Here is an 18,119-nt window from a genome sequence, read left to right on the forward strand (position 1 = left end):
TCACCGGCCTTCACCCCCACCACACCACCACCGCACTCTCCTATAGAGAGGTGCGGGTGGTGCGGACGGGGATCAGCACGGGTCATCGTCCACACTTTCCGCACTTTCCGCACCACACGTTTGAAGGTGCGGACGGGTGCCAATCTCGCTGGGGTCAACTGGCTTTCCGGCGATCACAAAGGGAACGTCACGGCCATTCACCGTCCGGTGTTCAACAGCCAGTGCACCATTCTTGCGCCACGTCCGCAGGATTGCCTTGATGCGGCCCTTGTCGGTTTCGGCGGACAGGCCCGCCACCTTTGCGACCAGATGGCCAACCCAATCGTTGGCCTGCACGCTCTCGCGCCAGTCACCAGCCGCAAGCCTCTGCTGGACCATGTAGAGGTGCCAGGTTGTCAGGCCATGGAACACGTCGGGCTTTTCCCAGAGCGTGGCGACGCCCACAAAATCGGACGGCTCAAGCCCGCTGCCATTATCGAGGCTCTGGCTTTCCAGCTTGATCCATGTGGCAGCACCAGCAGGCGCACGGCTGACCTTGCCTTCGTCGATACGCACCAGCGTGCGGCGCAAGGCGGGATCGGTAATGCCAAGTTCCTCGGCATCCTTCTCCCCCATGGGATTGAGCGGAAGCACTACGCGGGCAGCATCGCGCAATGCGACCGCTCCCCGACCATCCTCTGCCGTCACCTCGCGCCCGCCCAGTTTCTTGGTATGATGCACCAGCACGACCGCGCAGCCGGTTTCTTGCGCCAGCCGCTTCCACCGTTTGGTGATGGCGTCGATTGCTCCGTTGCTGTTTTCCTGCACGGCATGGCTGGAAACGAAAGGGTCAACGACCACCGTGGCGATTTGCCGGTCCCTGATCGTCGCTGCGAGCTGGGCAAATACTTCCTCTGCCAGCGCGAAGCCGTCCCGATCTTCGATGGCCGTGCATAGCGGCTGGACTAGCCCGCTATCGAGGTGCAGCCGGTCCCCGCAATCCTCGGGGCCAATGCCATGGAACGCGCAGGCAGCAGCCATTTGCCGCTCCAGTTCGTCGGCACCATCTTCAAGGTTGAAGATCCACACCGCTTGCGGACCTCGGGGCAGAGGCTTGCCCAAAAGGGGCCTGCCGCTGGCGAGGCAAAGCGCCATCGTGCCGCTGATTGTGCTTTTGCCAGTGCCGCCCGGTGCGATGATCGCCGTAACCTCTCCCCTCAGCAGCCAGTGGCCAAGCAGCCATTGCCGCGTGGGCAGCGATGCCGGATCGGGCCAGCGATAGGGCGTGGCGCGCAATGCGCCGTGGGCATGGATACGCGCCGCCGCTTCGCCGGGGTGAAGTGCGGCCATATCCATCGTCGCGGACTGATCTTGTTCCCCGAGTTCATCCCAACAATCAGCCATGAGAAACCGCCTTGCCCAGCCGGGCCAGTTCGATGCGCGCTGCAACCTGATCGCGGGGAATGTCCGCAAAATCGGCCCCTGAGTCCCCTGAGCGCGTTTCCGGCCTTGGGGCGGCTACATGCGCACCAATCGCTTGAGCGGCCTTCGTGGCGGCCTTCAGGCCAAGATTTTCGGGCAAGTGGCTGTCATCGTCCGCCGCGATGATAATTTCGCGGGCCGGGAACAGTTTGCGCATAGTGCGGGCGACGGTTTCAAGGTTGCGCGCCGACATGGCAGCGGCGACGCCATGGCCGGTTGCCATGTGAACAGCCGCCACGGTTGCAAAGCCCTCCCCGATTACCAGCGGGCCGTCGGACGGCCTGCCGTCGAACATGTGCACACCATGGGGCCAGAACAGGCCAGCGGTGCGGCCATCCCTGAGGAACAGCTTGAAGCCATCGGGCCGGATGCGCTGGACATTCCACAGACGAAAGCCAGCATCCACCATCGGCACCAGCAAAGCATTGCCCGACTGGCGAATGCCGAACGGCTCAAGCGCCTTGCGAACCAGATAGGGGTGCGCCGCGTCCGCCCGGTTGGCATTGCTCCACAAGTCCGCCGCGCTGGATGCCGCCATTTCCTCGCACGCCAGCCGCTCGCGTTGCCGGGCCAGCTCAGCTTGCCGGATCGAGCGGCGCTCTGCCGCAGTCAGTTCTCGGGTTTTGCGCTCGCCATCGGATGCAATGAAGCCATCCCGGCGAAGCATTTCCTTCACCGCCAACGCATCGGCAGTCGTGCCGTTGTAGCAGGCGACAAGCAGGCCATCGGGAGCGAGCGCGCTTGCCTTGATCGCCGTTCCCCTGTCGCGGCTGGAATGACCGGGCGTCGGAATCAGCGCATTGCCCTTGCAGACCTTGCCGCCGTAGTGGCGCGCGATTGCTTGCACGTCGATCATAGCGCCGCCCTCCCTTGATCGGTGAGGCGCAGCACCGCCGCATACTTGCCGGACGGGTTGCGCCGCCGCGCGCCGGTTGGTTCGACAAGGCCCATGGTTCGCAACTCGCTGAATCGTGGCTGGAGCGCTTCACGCGCAACGCCAGCAACAGCCACGACCTCAAGCGGGGTTGCCTCTCCCAGCCGGGCGAGCGCCAGCATGGCGACACGGCGAAGGCGGCGAACGCTAGGCGCGATGGCGTCGGCAGCGTCCTGGCTGGTGCCGTCCGGGCCTTTAGCGCCGGGATCGTCGGGGTAGCGATCAGCCATGGCCGTGCCCTCCGAATGCCAGCGCGGCGACCATCGCGGCTAGTTCGGGCCGGACTTGGTGCGCTGCGATCAGGAATTGCGCCTGAATGGTGAGGGGGCTAAGGGAGTCTCGGAAGCAGCCGCCACAGCTATTCCGCGACGCCCCGCCATTGTGCGGGGTTTCGCATTTATGGGGCATGGCTCAAGCCTCCCCCGCGATAAGCGCGTGCAGCGCCTCGGCTGGAATGATCGTCCTGCCACCGACGCGAACGGCGCGAAGGCGACCAGCCGAAATGTGATTGTAGAGCGTCGTCCGGCCAAGGCTGGACGCATGGCAGGCTTCCCGAATGCTATAACCGATTTTCGGGGGATCATGTTTCACGGATTGCATGGCATTGGTCCCACATTGCGGAGGCGGGATGCCTTCGCTTGGTGGCGGACCAATTAGAACGGGGCCGAGCAGCTTTGAATCGAGGAGAATTGAGATTAATCGGGCGGTGGGATTATTCCCCATTTCTCCCCGCGCGATATGCCCGTGCAAGCCGATCTACTTTTGCTTCAAAACTCGCACCTTTTGCTTGGTCGGCAAGCAGCTTTGCAGCGGAGGTGGCATTCAAAGACGGATCGCCTTCGATTGCTTTTCGCATTTCAACTAGCAGCAAGGCGTCGGCATGTTGGAAGCCGGTGCCCTTGGTTCTGCCCCGGCGTGTGGGCGGAGCTACGGCGATGGCATCTAGTGTCGATTCGCCTGCGTCGGAAGCTGGCGACCAAAGTCCTACGACTTTTGCCCGCTCGACAATTATCCGATCAAACGGATGATAAAATTCAATCCACGTTATGGGCGCGCCAAAGTGTGCAGACCACCGCGCTTTCGGCAGGGGCTGCGGTACTTCGTATCCGGTTTGCCCCCATGCCTCCAAGCGCCCATTCGCCAATGCACTGCGGACCTTTTCGGCCCCTTCGAGATAAACAAGACGATCTTGTTCCTCCAAATCGCCATGGTCTACCCAAACCCCATCGCCAAGATCGACAGAGCCATAGCGCGGTTCGGGCCGATCAAGCCAAGCAGCCCACCGCACAGCTTGAGCGAGCGTCATCCATGGGTCATTGGCTTTTTGTTTGGCGCTGCGGCCGTCGTCCTTCGGAACTTTCACTATGCCCCGCCTCCCTAGCGGTTCCCAAAAGGTGACGGGGAAGCACGTGGGAAGCGCGCTTATCGGCTGGCCTGCCTATCCCCACTGCAATGTTAGGTTATACACTTCCTTGCGCCAATCGGGTCGCCGTCCAATCCACTGCTTATCAGGGGGTAAAGTGTTCGATCTTGTCCAAGACTTGCGAAAGCAATGGCTCCGAAAACGTGGGATGAGCTATGCACAGAATGTATATCGAGAGTGGATCGAAGGCCCCCAATCCGATGAGCAAATGCGGCAGCGCATTGCGAATGGCCCGCTGTCAAAGTGGGTTATGTTCGATGATCCTTTTACAACCGGATACTCGGTTCAATGGCAGGAATTTGGGGCCAGCGACGCTATCGCTGGCAGGATTCGGGCCAAGAAATTCCAGTCCCATTCCTACAACATGGGCTGGTGGAATTTGATGGTCGAGCGTCACAATCTCGGCTGGCATCATCGTTCTCTGGATGAGGCATTCGCCAAGATGCAACGGCTCTATTGGGATAGGATCAAAGTCGGTCGCTCAGATGACTATTACTCCCCCTGAGCCATCCTAATTGGCGTCACGTTGGCACCAGCTGCCGGGATCGTGGCGCAATATGTGGCCCAATCGTCCATGAGCCGCCGCCGCTTGTCGAACAGGTCGCCGCGCCGATAGGCCCGCTCCACCTTGTTCTCGATGGTATGCGCCAAGGCCATTTCGGCAACTTCATGGGCATAGCCGGTGCATTCGGCGGACCAGTCGCGGAAGCCCGAACGGAAGCCGTGCACGGTCACGTCAACTTTCATCCGGCGAAGCAGCATCGACATGGCCATGCCCGACATGCTCCCGCCTTTGTTCGCCGGAAACAGCCATTCCTTGCGCAGCCCTTGCGTTGACTTCAAAATCTCCACGGCACGCGGCGACAAGGGAACGCGATGTTCCTTGCCCGCCTTCATGCGGCTGGCCGGGATGGTCCAGATTGCCTTGTCCAAATCGACCTCATCCCACTTCGCGCCGATCACTTCCCCGGTGCGGGCAGCGGTCAGGATGGTAAATTCCAGCGCCAGCGCCGCCACGGCCTCCCGCTTGTGCAGCGCACCGACAAATGCGGGGATCGCATCATAGGGCAGGGCCTTGTGATGGCCGCGCGTTAGGCGGGACCGGACAGGCAGGATTTGCGCGATATGGCCGCGCCACCGGGCCGGGTTTTCGCCTTCCCGGTATCCGCGCGCCTTGGCGGCATCGAGGATCGTTTCCATCCGGCCTCGCACACGGCTGGCAGTCTCAGCCTTAGCCTTCCAGATCGGCTCAAGAATTTGCAAAACATGGGCAGTGCCGACCTCGGCAACGGGCAATTCTCCGATCACCGGATAGACATAGGTGGCCAGCGTGTTCTTCCATTGCTGCCGGTGCTTGTCATTGCGCCAGCTTCCCTCATTCGCGCCGATGTAGGTTTCCGCCACGGCCTTGAATGTTATTCCGGCGACTTGTGTCGCCTGAGCCGCTGCATGGGCCTCAGCGGCCTCCCGCTGGCGCTCCTCAAGTGGATCAATCCCCGCCTTCACCTTGAGGCGCAGCGCGTCGCGGGCGTCGCGGGCATCGGCAAGGGAAATGCCATCCGGTCCAGCCGTGCCAAGGCCAATGTCCCGCGACTTGCCGCTGAGCATGAAGCGATAGACCCATGACCGGGCACCACTTTCCTTCACCAGCAAATGCAGCCCGCCACCATCGGCATGGCGACCGGGCTTTGCATTCCTCACCGCCAAGGGGGTGAGCGCGTTGCTGAGCTTTTTGGGCATTATGGCTCCCTGTCCGGGAACCGAACCTGCCTAAGTGGAGCCACCATGGCACCAAGAGCAGAGCGTTCCCATAACCGCTCCCCTATAATAGCGCGGTTTTATGGGAACGCAACGGGACGCATTCGGACGGAAAAGGGCCGGAACTTCGCTAAATACTCGTATTTTAGACGTTATGTTGGCGGTATACGGATGCGGCTGGACGCTGGTTAGGCGGACTCCCGCTCCGCCAGATACTGCTTTTCAGCGGTCTTTCCTGAACTATGATAAATGCCAAAATGTTTCGGGATTACTTGGCTTTTCGCCGATTTTCCATTCACCGAGGTTCGCTCGAAATCGTCTTGAGCCAGCCTCGAAGTTATGGGTTAAATTATGCCTATCCGTGAATCGATTTGACTGCTTGACGTGCTCCGCTGATTGTTACCAGTCAGAGGAAGAGTCTGGTTCCTCCATGATGTTGTTTGATGGGATGCCAAGCGGCCAGCATGAACCGGGCATGGGCCAGCGAGGTGAACAGGGTCTTGTTGAGGCATTCGTTCCCGCAGGCGGCCGTTGAAGCTTTCCACGAAGCCGTTCTGCATCGGATTGCCCGGTGCGATGTAGCCCTTCCTCCTGATAGATGCGCAGCAGCTTCTTGTGGTTCGGCCTCATGCCCTCTTAGCAGGTGGCAGCGCATATCCCGTGACGGCGGCAACCTTTGGGAACGTACTATCGCGCTATTGCCACCTTCATGCAGCTAAAACATTAGACGGCTTTCCGGCTTGTTCTGAAAACAGAAGTCAGGGCTGCGGGGTCAGCATGGGATACTTGATACCAAGTTGGTCAAGGTAGGTGGGATACTTCGTTGCATCATAATTGAATTTTTTCAACTCGGGCCTGATACGCTCCATCAGTTCCTTGTTGAGATGGATCGCAGGTTGATCTTCTGGCGTTAGTACCGGATCATATTTCTCATCTTTAAGCTGCACGGTCTTGAAATAGGTCTTGGCATCGCTGACCAGCTTCGGCGTGGTCATGACATCCAGCACTGTCATCGCCACGGCCTTGGCTCCGGCAACGGCTCCCTTGTGCGCCACTGGTGTTGCCATGGCGATAGCCGAGGTGACGTTGTGGCCGATCATGCTGGGAATGTTGGACGGGAAGCGTATGGTGATCGTCGGCACCGTCCACATGATGTCGCCGATGTCGTCAGACCCGCCACCCATCGAAGGCGTGCGCGTTTCCGGTGTAGAGAGCGCGTCGACCGTGGTCTTGAGCGGCGCAATCTTGAACTTCAGCGATTCCTGTACCGCTTTGGTGAAGGCCTGATCATCTACCGACCATTTAGGCATGCCGACCAGCTTGATGTTTTCATAAGCGGCTTCAGCCAGCGGCTTATTACCAAAGTTTGGCGCTGCATAGCCAAGCACCCGCCGTTTTACCGTGGTGCCCGTCGCTTTGGCGGCAGCATCGGCGATTTCAGTGCCCGTTTCGTAAAGCTTGCGGATCGAATCGAACGTTTGTTCGCGGAAGTAATACCAGACTGTCGCCTCGCCCGGCACGATGTTGGGCTGGCCGCCGCCATTGGTGATCACATAATGCGAACGCTGCGTCAGCGGCAGATGTTCGCGCCGCATATTCCACGCAATGTTCATCAGCTCCACGCCATCTAGCGCGCTGCGGCCCGACCATGGCGAGCCTGCGGCGTGGCTGGTGATGCCTTTGAAAGTGTATTCAACCGAGACCATGCCGTTGTTGCCGCTATCGCCGTAGCTTGTGCCAAAGCTTGAGGCGACGTGGGTGAAGATCGATACATCGACATCCTTGAACATACCGGCGCGCACGTAATAGGCCTTGGTCGCCAGCAATTCTTCGGCGACGCCCGGCCACAGCATCAGCTTGCCTTTGAGGCCGTGCTTGATCATCACTTCTTTGGAGGCAAGTGCGGCTGCAACGATGAGCGGCATGCCCGAATTGTGGCCTTCGCCGTGGCCCGGAGCGCCCGGAATCATCGGCTTGATCTGGGGCACACCGGGCATTTGTGACAGGCCAAGCAAGCCATCAACGTCAGATCCCAAAGCGACAACTGGGCCTTCGCCGTTGCTCCATGTTGCCGTCCATGCGCTTGGAATGCCCGCAACGCCTTTGGTGATGGTGAAGCCGTTCTTTTCAAGAATGCCGGTCAGATATTCGGCAGTCTGGAACTCCTGGAAGCCGGGTTCCTGAAAGCTGAAAACGGAATCGACCATTTCCTGAACCAGCTTGGCATTGCCATCTATCAGTGCACTGGCTTCGGTCTTCAAGGCAGTTGGCGCCTTTGCATGGGCCGCCAAGGGTGTGGTGGCCAAAAGCAGGGCGGCGAAGGATTTTAGCGGTTTGTTTTGCACATTCAGGCTCCGTCGATCAGTCTTATGATCCCGAGTGGCTGATCATGGGCGTGCCACTCCGGTCTCGGCTTTGGCTAGATTTTGAGGCGCACGCCCAAGCGGAACACACGGCCCAAGACGTCGTACAAACTGCGGTTTGTTTGCGGGTAAGCAGGCGTGTTGTCGCCCGTCGGGCCGTTACCGACGAGCACCGGGTCGGTGTTGAACAGATTGCGGACGTACAAGAACACTTCCGCATCGCTTCCGGCAACAGCAAAGCGTTTGGTCAACGATGCATCAAGATACCACTGGCCAGCAATCTTGTTGGTGTTGATCGTGCGGAAGTCTGCGGTAGATGCAGGGCAGGCGGTTTGGCATTCGATGAAATTGTTGTTGTAAACACCGCCCGAAAAGCCACGACCGACAAGATTCAAGGCCCAGCTACCGGCATCATAATTGGCCGATAGGCGATAGTTCCACGATGGCGTTGCATCACCGCCGCCCGCGTTCTGTCCGGCCAGATCGACAGGGGCGTTGATGCCATTGTCTGTGGTGTTGGTGATATAGTGCGAAACCACCCCGCGCAGGGTGAGGTTTCCGGATGCAAATGGTGTGCGGTAGCTGGCTTCAAAATCGATCCCACGGGTTTTGACCGAGGCGAAGTTGAACGGCACCAGCGTGATCTGGCTGATGTCATTGGGTGAAGCAAAGGCAATCTGTGCGCATTGCGATTGCACATTCTGTTCAAAGCACAAATTGGCCGTGGTTTGTGCTGTTATGTTGGCGATGGCATCGGCGAGCTTGATGTCGAAATAATCAACCGATGCGGCAAAGCCGGGCAGGAAGGTGGGGGTGAACACAGCACCCAGTCCCAAGGTTTGCGCAACTTCCGGCTTCAGGCTGATGTTGCCGGTGGTCTGTTCAAGGAACGTGTCCGACCGCTGCCCGCCGCCAGGAAGCGGGACATTGACGGTGTTGGTGCGGGCTGTGCCAGGTGCAAACAGATCGTTCAGGTTGGGCGCACGGATATCGCGTGAACGCGTGATGCGGAACTTGAGATCATCGATCACCTGCCATGTGCCGCCAACCTTCCACGTGGCAACAGTGCCCGATGTCGAATAATCGGTTACGCGCAAGGCACCGTTGAAATCCAGTCCTTCGTAAAGCGGGAAGACGGTTTCAATGAAGCCTTCCTTGACGTTGAAATCGCCCGTGGTGACCCGGTAATTGCCATAGAGGAATCCGAGATTGTTCGGCGCATCGGGGCTGATCGTGCCAGCGACAGACTCCTTGCGGTATTCAGCACCGAAGGCAAGGCTGACAGGGCCAGCCCAGTTGGTCCACAAATCGTTGGTCTGGAAACTGAACGCCGCAACATCCTGCTGGATGCGTTGCTGCCGTGATGGCTGCAAGCCATCGTTGAAGATGTAATTAAGCGCGGCATCGCTGACCGGGCCAATGCCGATCCGGTTTAGCGGGACACAGCCATTGGTCGGGTTGGTGATGGTCGAGCGGCAAACGATGCTGCCATTGGAAACCACAGCATCGGTTGCAAGCGCCAAACGCGCTGTGTTCCACGTATTGGTCAGCAACTCGTTGGTTTTGGCAATGCCCAACTGGTAATAGGCATCGTATTTCCAGGAGATGCCGCCGGTTGCGACATCGCCTTTAGCGCCAACGACATAACGCGAGACCGTGCGGGTGTTATCGCTGCCTTGTGCCGGAATACCGGCGTTGCCGGTGCCGATCGAAACGCTGCTCAGATTGTTTGCGACCATGAGGTTGCGGAACGCCGTGGGCAAAAAGGCATTGTCACGTTGAATGGTGACCGAGGGCGAGGGCGTTTTTTGATAGAAGCTCTGCCCTTCGTAACGCGAGTATGATCCTTGAGCATAAATCTCGATTGCTGGTGAAATCTCGAAGCTGGCACGGGCAAAGAGATTGAGGCGTTTTTCATCAGGAGCAAGCGAGTTTGAACTGAAATGGCCCTCGCGGCTGACCAGATAATCGCCACCCTGCATCCACTGGCCTTTCGTGGGGCCATAAGTGAACTGGTTAAGGCTGGCCTGTCCGGTGGAGGGGTTAATCGCGCCGAAATAGGTGCCGCGCAAGGGGCCGGAGTTGACAATGCCACCGGGCGTAAATTGGTACGTGCCGATGCCACTGGCCACCAGACGCTCGGGCAAGCCATTGGTTGGCGTATAGGCGGGGTTATCGATTTGGAAGAACCCGCTATTCTGCCATTTGCGATCATATGTATCGACACCCTTCTGGGTGAAATAATCGCCTGCCAACAACAGTTTGCCGCGGCCTTCGGAAAACGGCACGCCTGCGGTCAGCCGGACCAGATGGTTGGGCACATCGCCATAAGTGGTGACGCCGTGTTCGTATTCGGCTTCAAGTCCGGTAAAGTCTTGGTCGAGGATGAAGTTGACAACGCCTGCAACGGCGTCTGAGCCATAGGCTGAAGATGCGCCACCGGTGACCACTTCAACGCCCTTGATCAGGCCTTGGGGCACAGTTTGCACATCGACCAGGCCGACTGTGGATGAAGCCACAGAGCGTTGCCCGTCAATCAGGATCAGCGTGCGGTTCGCGCCAAGATTGCGCAAGTTGACTGTGGCAATCCCTGCCTGTCCGTTTGAAAGCGAACCCGAGTTGGTTGACGAAGACTGGCTTCCGCGCACGGCGGGAAGTGTGCTGACATAGTCGCCAATGCTGGCTTGGGGTTCTGACTTCAGTTCAGCTTCGGTAACTACGTTGACAGGCGTCGGGGCATCATATCCATCGCGGACAATCCGCGATCCTGTAACGGTGATTTGTGCTGCAACGTCGCTGTCAGCAGGTTGTTCTTCCACAACGGCAGCAGGTTCCGGCGCGATTTGAGCGAATGCGGCTGATCCAAATGCAACACAAGTCAATGAAGCAGTGCACAGCAGAATCTTCTTAATTCTACAAATATTCTTTGCGTATTCCGAATTAATAGATTTCATGGATGCCCCCATTTTTTGGTTGTATTCGACCCAACGCCATCCCCGGTGCGATTTTTTATTTTCTACTATTTGAAAGCTGTTGAAGTTACTCCGCGCTTATGATCCTATGTCAGCATCAAAGCGATGGCAAAACCCTTTTTGAAATTTGCAATATCTGGTGTTGACTCGGTCAGCAACGCACCACCGCAACGCTATTTTTGGCCCAGTTTTCCGGGCGATTCCGGCAGCAAAGGAACCCGCCATGACGTTAATCAGTCGCAGCCAAGCTCTGCATTTGTCCCGGCGTAGCGTTGGCAGCATGTTGGCATTTGGCCTCGCGCTTTCGGCAAGCGCTTCTCTGGCTGCGCCAGACACTGTAACATCTGCAAGCACGGCAGTGCCCATGCGGATGGAGGGCTTTGTCCCACTGGTATGGGATCAGGCTCGTGGCCGCATCCTGATGGAAGTGCCCGCGTTTGACAGTGACATACTCTATTATGTGTCCGCTGCCAGCGGCGCGGGATCGGTGGAATTGCCGCTGGATCGCGGGATCATGGACAGTTCGGTCATTCGTTTTCAACGCGTCGGGCAGCGTGTGCTCGTGGTGGAAGTGAACACAAGTGACCGGGCAACGGAAGGGTCGGTGCCCACCGCCATGGGAGTTGCCGATTCATTCCCGACATCGGTAATCGCCAGCCTTCCGGTGGAATCCGAAGCGAGAGGAAAAGTCATCGTCGATGGCACGGCGCTGTTCATGCGCGATGCCGCAGGGATTGAAGCGATGCTCAAGCGCGCCAATCAGGGAACCTTCAAGTTTGAAGCTGCGCGTAGTGCGTTTCACATGGCTCGTACAAAGGCCTTCCCGGAAAACACCGAAGTTGAAACGATTGCCACGTTCGCAGGAGACGGCCCCGGCCCCCTGGTCCGCAATGTGACGCCCGATCCGCGCACGATGACGCTGCGCATTCATCACAGCTTTTTGAAAGCACCACAGGGCTATGTCCCGCGCCTTGGCGATTCGCGCATCGGGGTGAGCGAGCTTCGCTTCCGCGATTATTCCAAAGATTTCACCGAGCCGACCGAGACTGCGTGGGTTACGCGCTGGAGACTGGAAAAGAAGAACCCTTCTGCCAAGATGAGCGAACCGGTTAAGCCGATAACGTTCTATTTCGATCCGGCGATCCCCGATCCTATCCGTACCGCAATGAAGCAGGGCACACTGTGGTGGAACAAGGCGTTCGAGCAGGCGGGCTTTGTCAACGCCGTCCGCGCAGAAGACGCCCCCGCCGATATGGACCCGATGGACATCCGTTATGCCTATGTCCTTTGGATCAACCGCGATGAGCGCGGCTTTTCCAGCGGCGGGACCTATCGTGATCCGCGTACCGGCGAGATCCTTGGATCGAAAACGCGGATGGATACGCATCGCATCCGCACTATTGCCAATTATTGGGATGCTTATAGTGGCGGGCTACCTGCCGATGGCAGTGGGTTAACCGTAGCTGACCCTGCCTTGCTGACGCCTGGAGCGCTGGGCAATATGCATGCCGGACAGCGTGATATGGTGCTGCTGCGGCAGGCACTGCTGACCGCGCATGAACTGGGCCATGCCATTGGGTTTCAGCACAACTTCTCGTCCAGCCTTGATGACCGGCAATCAGTGATGGAATACCCGACCCCGCGTGTGAAGGTGACGAACGGGAAGATCGACCTTTCGGAATCGTTTCAGAAGCAAATCGGCGCTTATGATGCTGCGATGACGCGCTATGCGTACTCGGTGTTCGCGCCCGCGCAAGAGAAGGCCGGGTTGGAAAAGGTAATCGCAGATATGCGTGCTGCGGGGCTACACTACGTTCCCGAAACCGATCCGCGCTGGACATGGTACGATGATCGCGCAACGCCGACCGAGTACTTGAAAGAGTCTTACGCGGCCCGAGCTATCCTGCTGCAAACTTTCGGAGAACGCGCACTTACCCCGGGTGAACCGATAGGTAGCCTGCGCGATGCCCGGCTATGGATGGTCTATCTGCACCACAGATATGCCATTGAAAGCGGGATGAAATATATCGGCGGGATGTACCAGAACTATGTGGTGAAGGGAGATAACCTTCCCCCAACCGAGTTTGTGCCTGCTGCACTTCAGCGCGAAGTTCTGGATCTGCTGCTTGATACTGTGCAACCATCTGCACTGGCCATGCCGGAATCGCTTTTGGAACAACTTGTCCCATCGCCGGATAGCAATCTGGAAGACTTGTCAGACGATCCGGTTTTTGACCAAATAGGGGCAGCTCGGATTGCAGCGGCGCTGGTGCTTGAACCGTTGTTGGAAGGTAGCCGTGCCAACCGAATGCTGGCGCTGGCCGCCCGCAAAGGCGATACTCTGACCTTTGCGCAGATGATCGATACGGTCATGGCCCGCACATGGGGTGCGCCGCGTGGAAGGAACAGCACTGAATTGGCGTTACGTATAGCGGTGCAGAGCGTAACGCTTGATGCCATGATGATAATGGGCGACAACGACAAAGCGGCAGCGGAAGCCCGCGCCTATGTTTTGCAAACGCTGCGCACACTTGCGATAGAAAATGCTCGCAGCGGCGATGCCGACAAGGTAACTCAAGCTTTCCGCCGACAAGCTGCAGCCGATATTGCAGTCTATCTAACAGATCCCAAAGCCCATGCGCCAAAGGCGATTGCGCCTGCTTGGGGCAAATCGCCACGGTCGCGCTTCCCACTGCCACCAGGCCCTCCGCTGGGCTGAAGGCACTGGATCTTAGCGTTTTTCAAAGCAGCCAGCACTTTGGCCTATCGCATTGATGGCCGGGAAAGTCGCTTGCTGCCGCCCTGATCGCTGTGAAATTTACAAAGAGTCCAGCCAAAAACTGGAGGTTCGTGCTTCAGATTGGCATCATCGTTTCCTGCCCTTGGTTTATGCACCGGTACTCTTCGGCCCAATCAGCCAACTGGTGGAACAGCCATCACCACCACTTCAGCTTTTTTCCGCGTGATCCCGAAAATGGTTCGCTCTGCGCTACGGTCCCATGCCCAGGCCTGACCCTCAAGCGGAGCAGGTATCGTGGCAATGTGCTCCATCACCGGACCTTGTGCCGGAATGCGAACCACATAGAATTCAGGTGCGTCATGTCCGGTTAGATACAGCAGACCGTCGGGGCCAAAACTGCCGCCCGATATGCTGGTGGGAGGAAGCCGTTCCAGCACGGAATCCGGCAGGGCATAACCACCGACTTCGGCCCAATCATCGTTGAAAATGACGATTTTCGTATCGCGGTGCGTGCGCCCCAGATAACCGCGGGGGGCATCGTAATTTGCAAACCCTGCCCACCAGCGACCATTATGACGTTCAACCCAGGTCAAAGAGCCATCGCGCACACCCAGTGATATGGACCGCACGTGGCGCATCGTCGCCGTGTCAAAAATCTCGACTGAACTGGCCATTGGCGTTTGCGGAAAATTGCTGTTGGCGCAGACCAGTTCAGCCTTGTCGACGATGCAACTGTTAAGATGCCGGATGGCCACGCGATCTCCCACCCATTCGCCAACTTTCCCCCCGTCAGCTTTGCGATATTTGCCAATCCGGCTGTTCACTACCGCATAGAAATGCTGCGCATCCACCGCGACACCTTGCCTCGCTTCGGGGGCAGGCCAACGCTTCAACGCTGTCGCCGCAGCAAGAGTTGGGGGCTGTGGCGATTGTGGCGGCGCAGTTTGTGCAGAGATCTGCGAAGGTATCAGAGCCAGCAAGGCTAGTATAATACGCTGCATCACATCACCACCGACGCGCCAACGCTGAAGGCCCTGCCAAACCGCGCTGATTCCTGAAGGAGGTCCCGGTTTGGTCCCGTCAACTCGATACGGCCACTGTTGGTCAGATTCTCGCCCTCGACGAACACTTCGATCTTGGGAGTTACGCGATAGCGGATCTGCGCATCCATTGTGCCGCGCCAGCGCCAGAACTGGTCAGCGCCCGGAATGGTCTGGTTGATGGTTTCCAGAAAGTCGCCTGTGTAGTTATAGGCAAGGCGTGCTTCGAACGGGCCATTTTCGTAGAAAACTGTAGCATTGGCAGCCCACTCTGGTTGGAGGAAAAAGCCTAGACGGCGCGGCCCGTTGGTGGTCAGGACGTCAAGCTTGCTCTTGACGTAAGTGGCGTTCAGGTTGACGCCGAAACCGTCAAGCGGCTTTGGCAGAAAATTGAGAGACTGCTGCACGGCCGCTTCGATACCGAACAGGGTAGCGGATTGTGCATTGTCAGGCCGTGTTACCTGAACGTCTTCAATCCCGCGGCCCAGCCCAAGATCGATCCTTTCGATCGATGTCACGCTGAAAATCTCGTCCTTGATGTCCTTGTAAAAGATACCGAGCGAGACAAGGCCGCCATTGTCGCTGTAATATTCGGCAGAAGCATCAAGCCCCATTGAACGACGCGGTTTAAGATCGGGATTTCCGCGGGACAGCGTCGGTAACGCTCCGGTCACTATGTTAAGCGTTTCCCGTGCGGTCACGTCACCGAAATTGGCGCGACCGATCGTGTTCGTCCATGCAGCGCGAAGGACAAGATCAGGAGCGGCATTCCAGCGCAAATGGACGCTCGGCAGAAAGTTGCCAAATCCACCTGCTGTAACAGATGGCGTGGTTATGCCGCCTGCCACTCTGACCGAGCCCGACGCAACATCAGTCCGTTCATAACGGACACCGCCCAGCACTTCGACATCGCCTGCTTTAACAAGGCCTTGGACGAAACCGCCATAGACTTTTTCCGTCACTGTGAAATCACCGTTGACGTTGTTGGTGGCGGCGGAAAATGCGGCGCGGTTGGTGTTGAAGAAGGCCAAAGCCTTATCGCGGTCGATCGCCAGATCGAACACCTTGTTGCCCACCACTTGCGATGGCTTGCGGACAAACGCATCGGCCAGTGTGTATGTAATGCCAGACCCTGAAGTCAGGGTGTATGTGGTCTGGTTTTGATCGTTGCTGTGATCGATCTGGCGATAGATACCGCCAGCTTTGACCGTGAAGTCCAACCCGCCACTTTGGCCCTCGAACGTCAGGTTGATGCGTCCTTCGTAAATGTCCTGGCGCGTGATGTTGAGAGACTCGGTCCGGCTAAGGAAAGGGTGAAGCGCCGGATTACCCAGATTTACTGATGTGAGTGGATTGAAATCGAAGAAAAACTTCGAGGTATCGTAATTGAAGCCAAAGCCGGCATTGGCGGCTGAACGAAACGTCTCGCCACGGCCGATCTCGCGGCCTTCCGCGCCGGAATAGATCGCGTCCACATCCAGCCGCAGGGCATCGCTGGCATCCCAGCGCGCGTTGTACTGCGTGTTCCATATTTTCTGGCTGCTGATCGGCAGATTGAGATTGATCAGATTGCGGCCTGTTGCAAACGTGCCGCTTGTTGGCGTTTGGCCGGATACGTTGCCCGTCGGCTCCAGCCGGTTTTCGTCACGTGTTTCGGCGTCTTTAAAGCGGTTGTACGTGCCGAACAACCGCATGTAGAGTTGCGGGCTGGCCTGCCATTCCAGCGTCAAAGCACCCCCGGTGCGTTCGCGGACGTTATTGTACAGGAACAGACGCTCCTGAACTGGCACCGGAATGCCATTACCAGAACCCAAGTTCACCGGCGCGCCTGCCGCAGTGTATTCACGAAAGCTGGGATTGGCGTTTTCAAACTGGGTAATATCGTAATTGCGCACCGAGTAATTTGCCTGCGCAACAATTCCGAACTGCTGATCAGGCCCGAACCGCAAGCCCCCTTGGCCACTGATCCGCCAGCTTGCGCGTTTGCTCGCCACGTCGTCAGATTGTTCCAGATGGGTGTAGGCAGCAGTGGCGTTAAGAAACGAGTCTTCCTGGCTGAACGCACTGCGCGTCACGATATTGATCGCGCCGCCCACGGCATTGGGGTCCATTTCGGGTGTGATGGTCTTGTATACTTCAAGGCGCTGGGCAAATGTCGAAGGTACTGTATCGAGGGGTACCGTGCGTGATCCGCCATTATCACCGGTAGCAACGATAGCGCCGTTCACTTGGGTGCGATTGTAGGTTGGCGGCAATCCGCGGATCGATGGGAAGCGCGGTTCGTTCTGATCGTTCTGTACCGAAATACCGGGAATGCGGCGCAGCGCTGCTGCCGTGTTCTGATCGGGCAAGCGGCCGATGTCATCCGAAACGATCAGATCGGAAACAACGAAGTTGTCTTTCTTGGCAGCTACCGATTCAAGTTCGCCTTTGCGGAAACCGGTGACGATGATTTCCGAACCGGCACTTGGCGCCTCTGCACTTGCCTGATCTTCTGCCGCAATGGCCGTAAGTGGCATCAAAGCCAGCAATGATGCGCCAACCAGCCATGTCGATCTGAACATTTGCATTCTCCGTCATCCGCAAGATGTAACTGCGATTCAGGGGCCACTAACGCCAGTGCATGACACCGGCTTTGCATTAAAGAGACAGCGTGATGACGCTTGTTTGCCTTCGCTCGCTCCAGGTCATTGCGCCGCGTATAAATGATGCCTGCTATTGGGCGAGCCGCGGTCAAGGTAATTTGACCAAAATCAGAGCGTAAAGCTGACAATGGGTTTTGTTGGCAAGTTCCAGCAGAACCCGTCGTTCGCACTGACGCCGCTCGATGGATTAAGCTGGGCCGGGAGCTGCCTTTCCGGTCTCGATCGCTGGATTAGACAAATTTGCCGTTCAGCCGGACCGATGCGTCCGAATGTCTCAGGCGCAAAAACAGTTGTTGAGAGCTGGTGTGGCGAGCCGCGAGGCGGATAGTCGTTCAGGCACCTGCCAATCCGCAACCGGCACGTGGTTTGTGGGCGTAGACGTGCTAGGCATGACAGCATGACAAACATCCATAAACTTTCCGGTATCGTCGGCGTCGGCGGGTTTCAATATGAGTGGGAACTGCGGAGCGAGCCACAGTGGAGCGAGTCTGAAGGCTGGAAAGGCATGACAGTCGCTTTGCTGCGCAAGCACACCCAGCGCGGAGCTTTGTTGGAATTCCCTCCGCCGAAACGCTTGCTGAAGGGTTTGCAACGAGGTCGTCTCCAGGTCAGCGACGCGATTGTAATCAGGGGCATTCAGGCAGCGTTAGACGCCGGCTGGGAGCCTGCGTCTCGGGGGAAGCCGGTGGTTTTTGTGGTCGATGCTGATGGCAACTAGGCTCAGGCCGCATTCATGCAGCGCCCCAGTTCCAGCTTTGGAAAAAGGGGCGATAAGGGTTTATT

Annotated in this window: 13 protein-coding genes and 1 pseudogene; 3 read left to right on the forward strand and 11 right to left on the reverse strand. The window is 57.9% G+C overall.

The features are described from left to right. Window positions 1–72: 72 nt before the first annotated feature. The 5 genes from B7Y89_RS03515 to B7Y89_RS03535 form a co-directional block, all read right to left on the reverse strand. Window positions 73–1,383, reverse strand: coding sequence for an AAA family ATPase (locus B7Y89_RS03515; protein WP_292935789.1), 1,311 nt, complete (start codon window positions 1,381–1,383; stop codon window positions 73–75). Continuing rightward, window positions 1,376–2,317: a toprim domain-containing protein gene (locus tag B7Y89_RS03520; RefSeq protein WP_292935791.1), complete on the reverse strand. Its 942-nt coding sequence runs from the start codon at window positions 2,315–2,317 to the stop codon at window positions 1,376–1,378. The genes B7Y89_RS03515 and B7Y89_RS03520 overlap by 8 nt, the downstream gene beginning before the upstream one ends. Then, window positions 2,314–2,625, reverse strand: coding sequence for a hypothetical protein (locus B7Y89_RS03525; protein ID WP_292935793.1), 312 nt, complete (start codon window positions 2,623–2,625; stop codon window positions 2,314–2,316). Before B7Y89_RS03525 ends, B7Y89_RS03520 begins: the two co-directional genes overlap by 4 nt. Window positions 2,626–2,806: 181 nt before the next feature. Then, window positions 2,807–2,995 (reverse strand): helix-turn-helix domain-containing protein, encoded by a 189-nt coding sequence (locus tag B7Y89_RS03530; RefSeq protein WP_103000628.1) that lies wholly within the window; start codon window positions 2,993–2,995, stop codon window positions 2,807–2,809. Between the two features lie 112 nt (window positions 2,996–3,107). Continuing rightward, window positions 3,108–3,596, reverse strand: a complete 489-nt coding sequence (locus B7Y89_RS03535; RefSeq protein ID WP_292935797.1) for a hypothetical protein — start codon at window positions 3,594–3,596, stop codon at window positions 3,108–3,110. A gap of 370 nt (window positions 3,597–3,966) precedes the next feature. On the opposite strand from B7Y89_RS03535, the gene B7Y89_RS03540 reads away from it, so the two are divergent. Beyond that, window positions 3,967–4,323, forward strand: coding sequence for a hypothetical protein (locus B7Y89_RS03540; protein WP_292935798.1), 357 nt, complete (start codon window positions 3,967–3,969; stop codon window positions 4,321–4,323). Here B7Y89_RS03540 and B7Y89_RS03545 read toward each other — a convergent pair. From B7Y89_RS03545 to B7Y89_RS03560, 4 genes and pseudogenes are all read right to left on the reverse strand, one after another. Continuing rightward, window positions 4,311–5,558, reverse strand: a complete 1,248-nt coding sequence (locus B7Y89_RS03545; RefSeq protein WP_292935800.1) for a site-specific integrase — start codon at window positions 5,556–5,558, stop codon at window positions 4,311–4,313. The genes B7Y89_RS03540 and B7Y89_RS03545 overlap by 13 nt on opposite strands. A 469-nt stretch (window positions 5,559–6,027) precedes the next feature. After that, window positions 6,028–6,157: pseudogene (locus tag B7Y89_RS03550) on the reverse strand (transposase); the annotation flags it as partial. 177 nt (window positions 6,158–6,334) lie between these two features. Beyond that, complete coding sequence (locus tag B7Y89_RS03555; RefSeq protein WP_292935801.1) at window positions 6,335–7,921, reverse strand: amidohydrolase; 1,587 nt, start codon at window positions 7,919–7,921, stop codon at window positions 6,335–6,337. Between the two features lie 74 nt (window positions 7,922–7,995). Next, a complete protein-coding gene (locus B7Y89_RS03560) occupies window positions 7,996–10,758 on the reverse strand; it encodes a TonB-dependent receptor (RefSeq protein WP_366415589.1) in 2,763 nt (920 codons plus the stop codon). 376 nt (window positions 10,759–11,134) lie between these two features. Between B7Y89_RS03560 and B7Y89_RS03565 the strand changes: the two genes are divergently transcribed. Beyond that, complete coding sequence (locus tag B7Y89_RS03565) at window positions 11,135–13,630, forward strand: zinc-dependent metalloprotease (protein ID WP_292935805.1); 2,496 nt, start codon at window positions 11,135–11,137, stop codon at window positions 13,628–13,630. Window positions 13,631–13,824: 194 nt separating this feature from the next. On the opposite strand, the gene B7Y89_RS03570 is transcribed toward B7Y89_RS03565, so the two are convergent. Further along, window positions 13,825–14,544 (reverse strand): hypothetical protein, encoded by a 720-nt coding sequence (locus tag B7Y89_RS03570; RefSeq protein ID WP_292935807.1) that lies wholly within the window; start codon window positions 14,542–14,544, stop codon window positions 13,825–13,827. A 107-nt stretch (window positions 14,545–14,651) separates the two neighbouring features. Then, window positions 14,652–17,255, reverse strand: coding sequence for a TonB-dependent receptor (locus B7Y89_RS03575; protein WP_292935808.1), 2,604 nt, complete (start codon window positions 17,253–17,255; stop codon window positions 14,652–14,654). Window positions 17,256–17,733: 478 nt separating this feature from the next. Here B7Y89_RS03575 and B7Y89_RS03580 point away from each other — a divergent pair, with 478 nt between their 5' ends. Next, entirely contained in the window at window positions 17,734–18,054 is a 321-nt protein-coding gene (locus tag B7Y89_RS03580) for a hypothetical protein (protein ID WP_292935810.1), read from the forward strand. The last annotated feature ends 65 nt before the right edge of the window (window positions 18,055–18,119 follow it).

It is taken from the genome of Novosphingobium sp. 32-60-15 (assembly GCF_002280675.1).
Lineage (GTDB): Bacteria > Pseudomonadota > Alphaproteobacteria > Sphingomonadales > Sphingomonadaceae > Novosphingobium.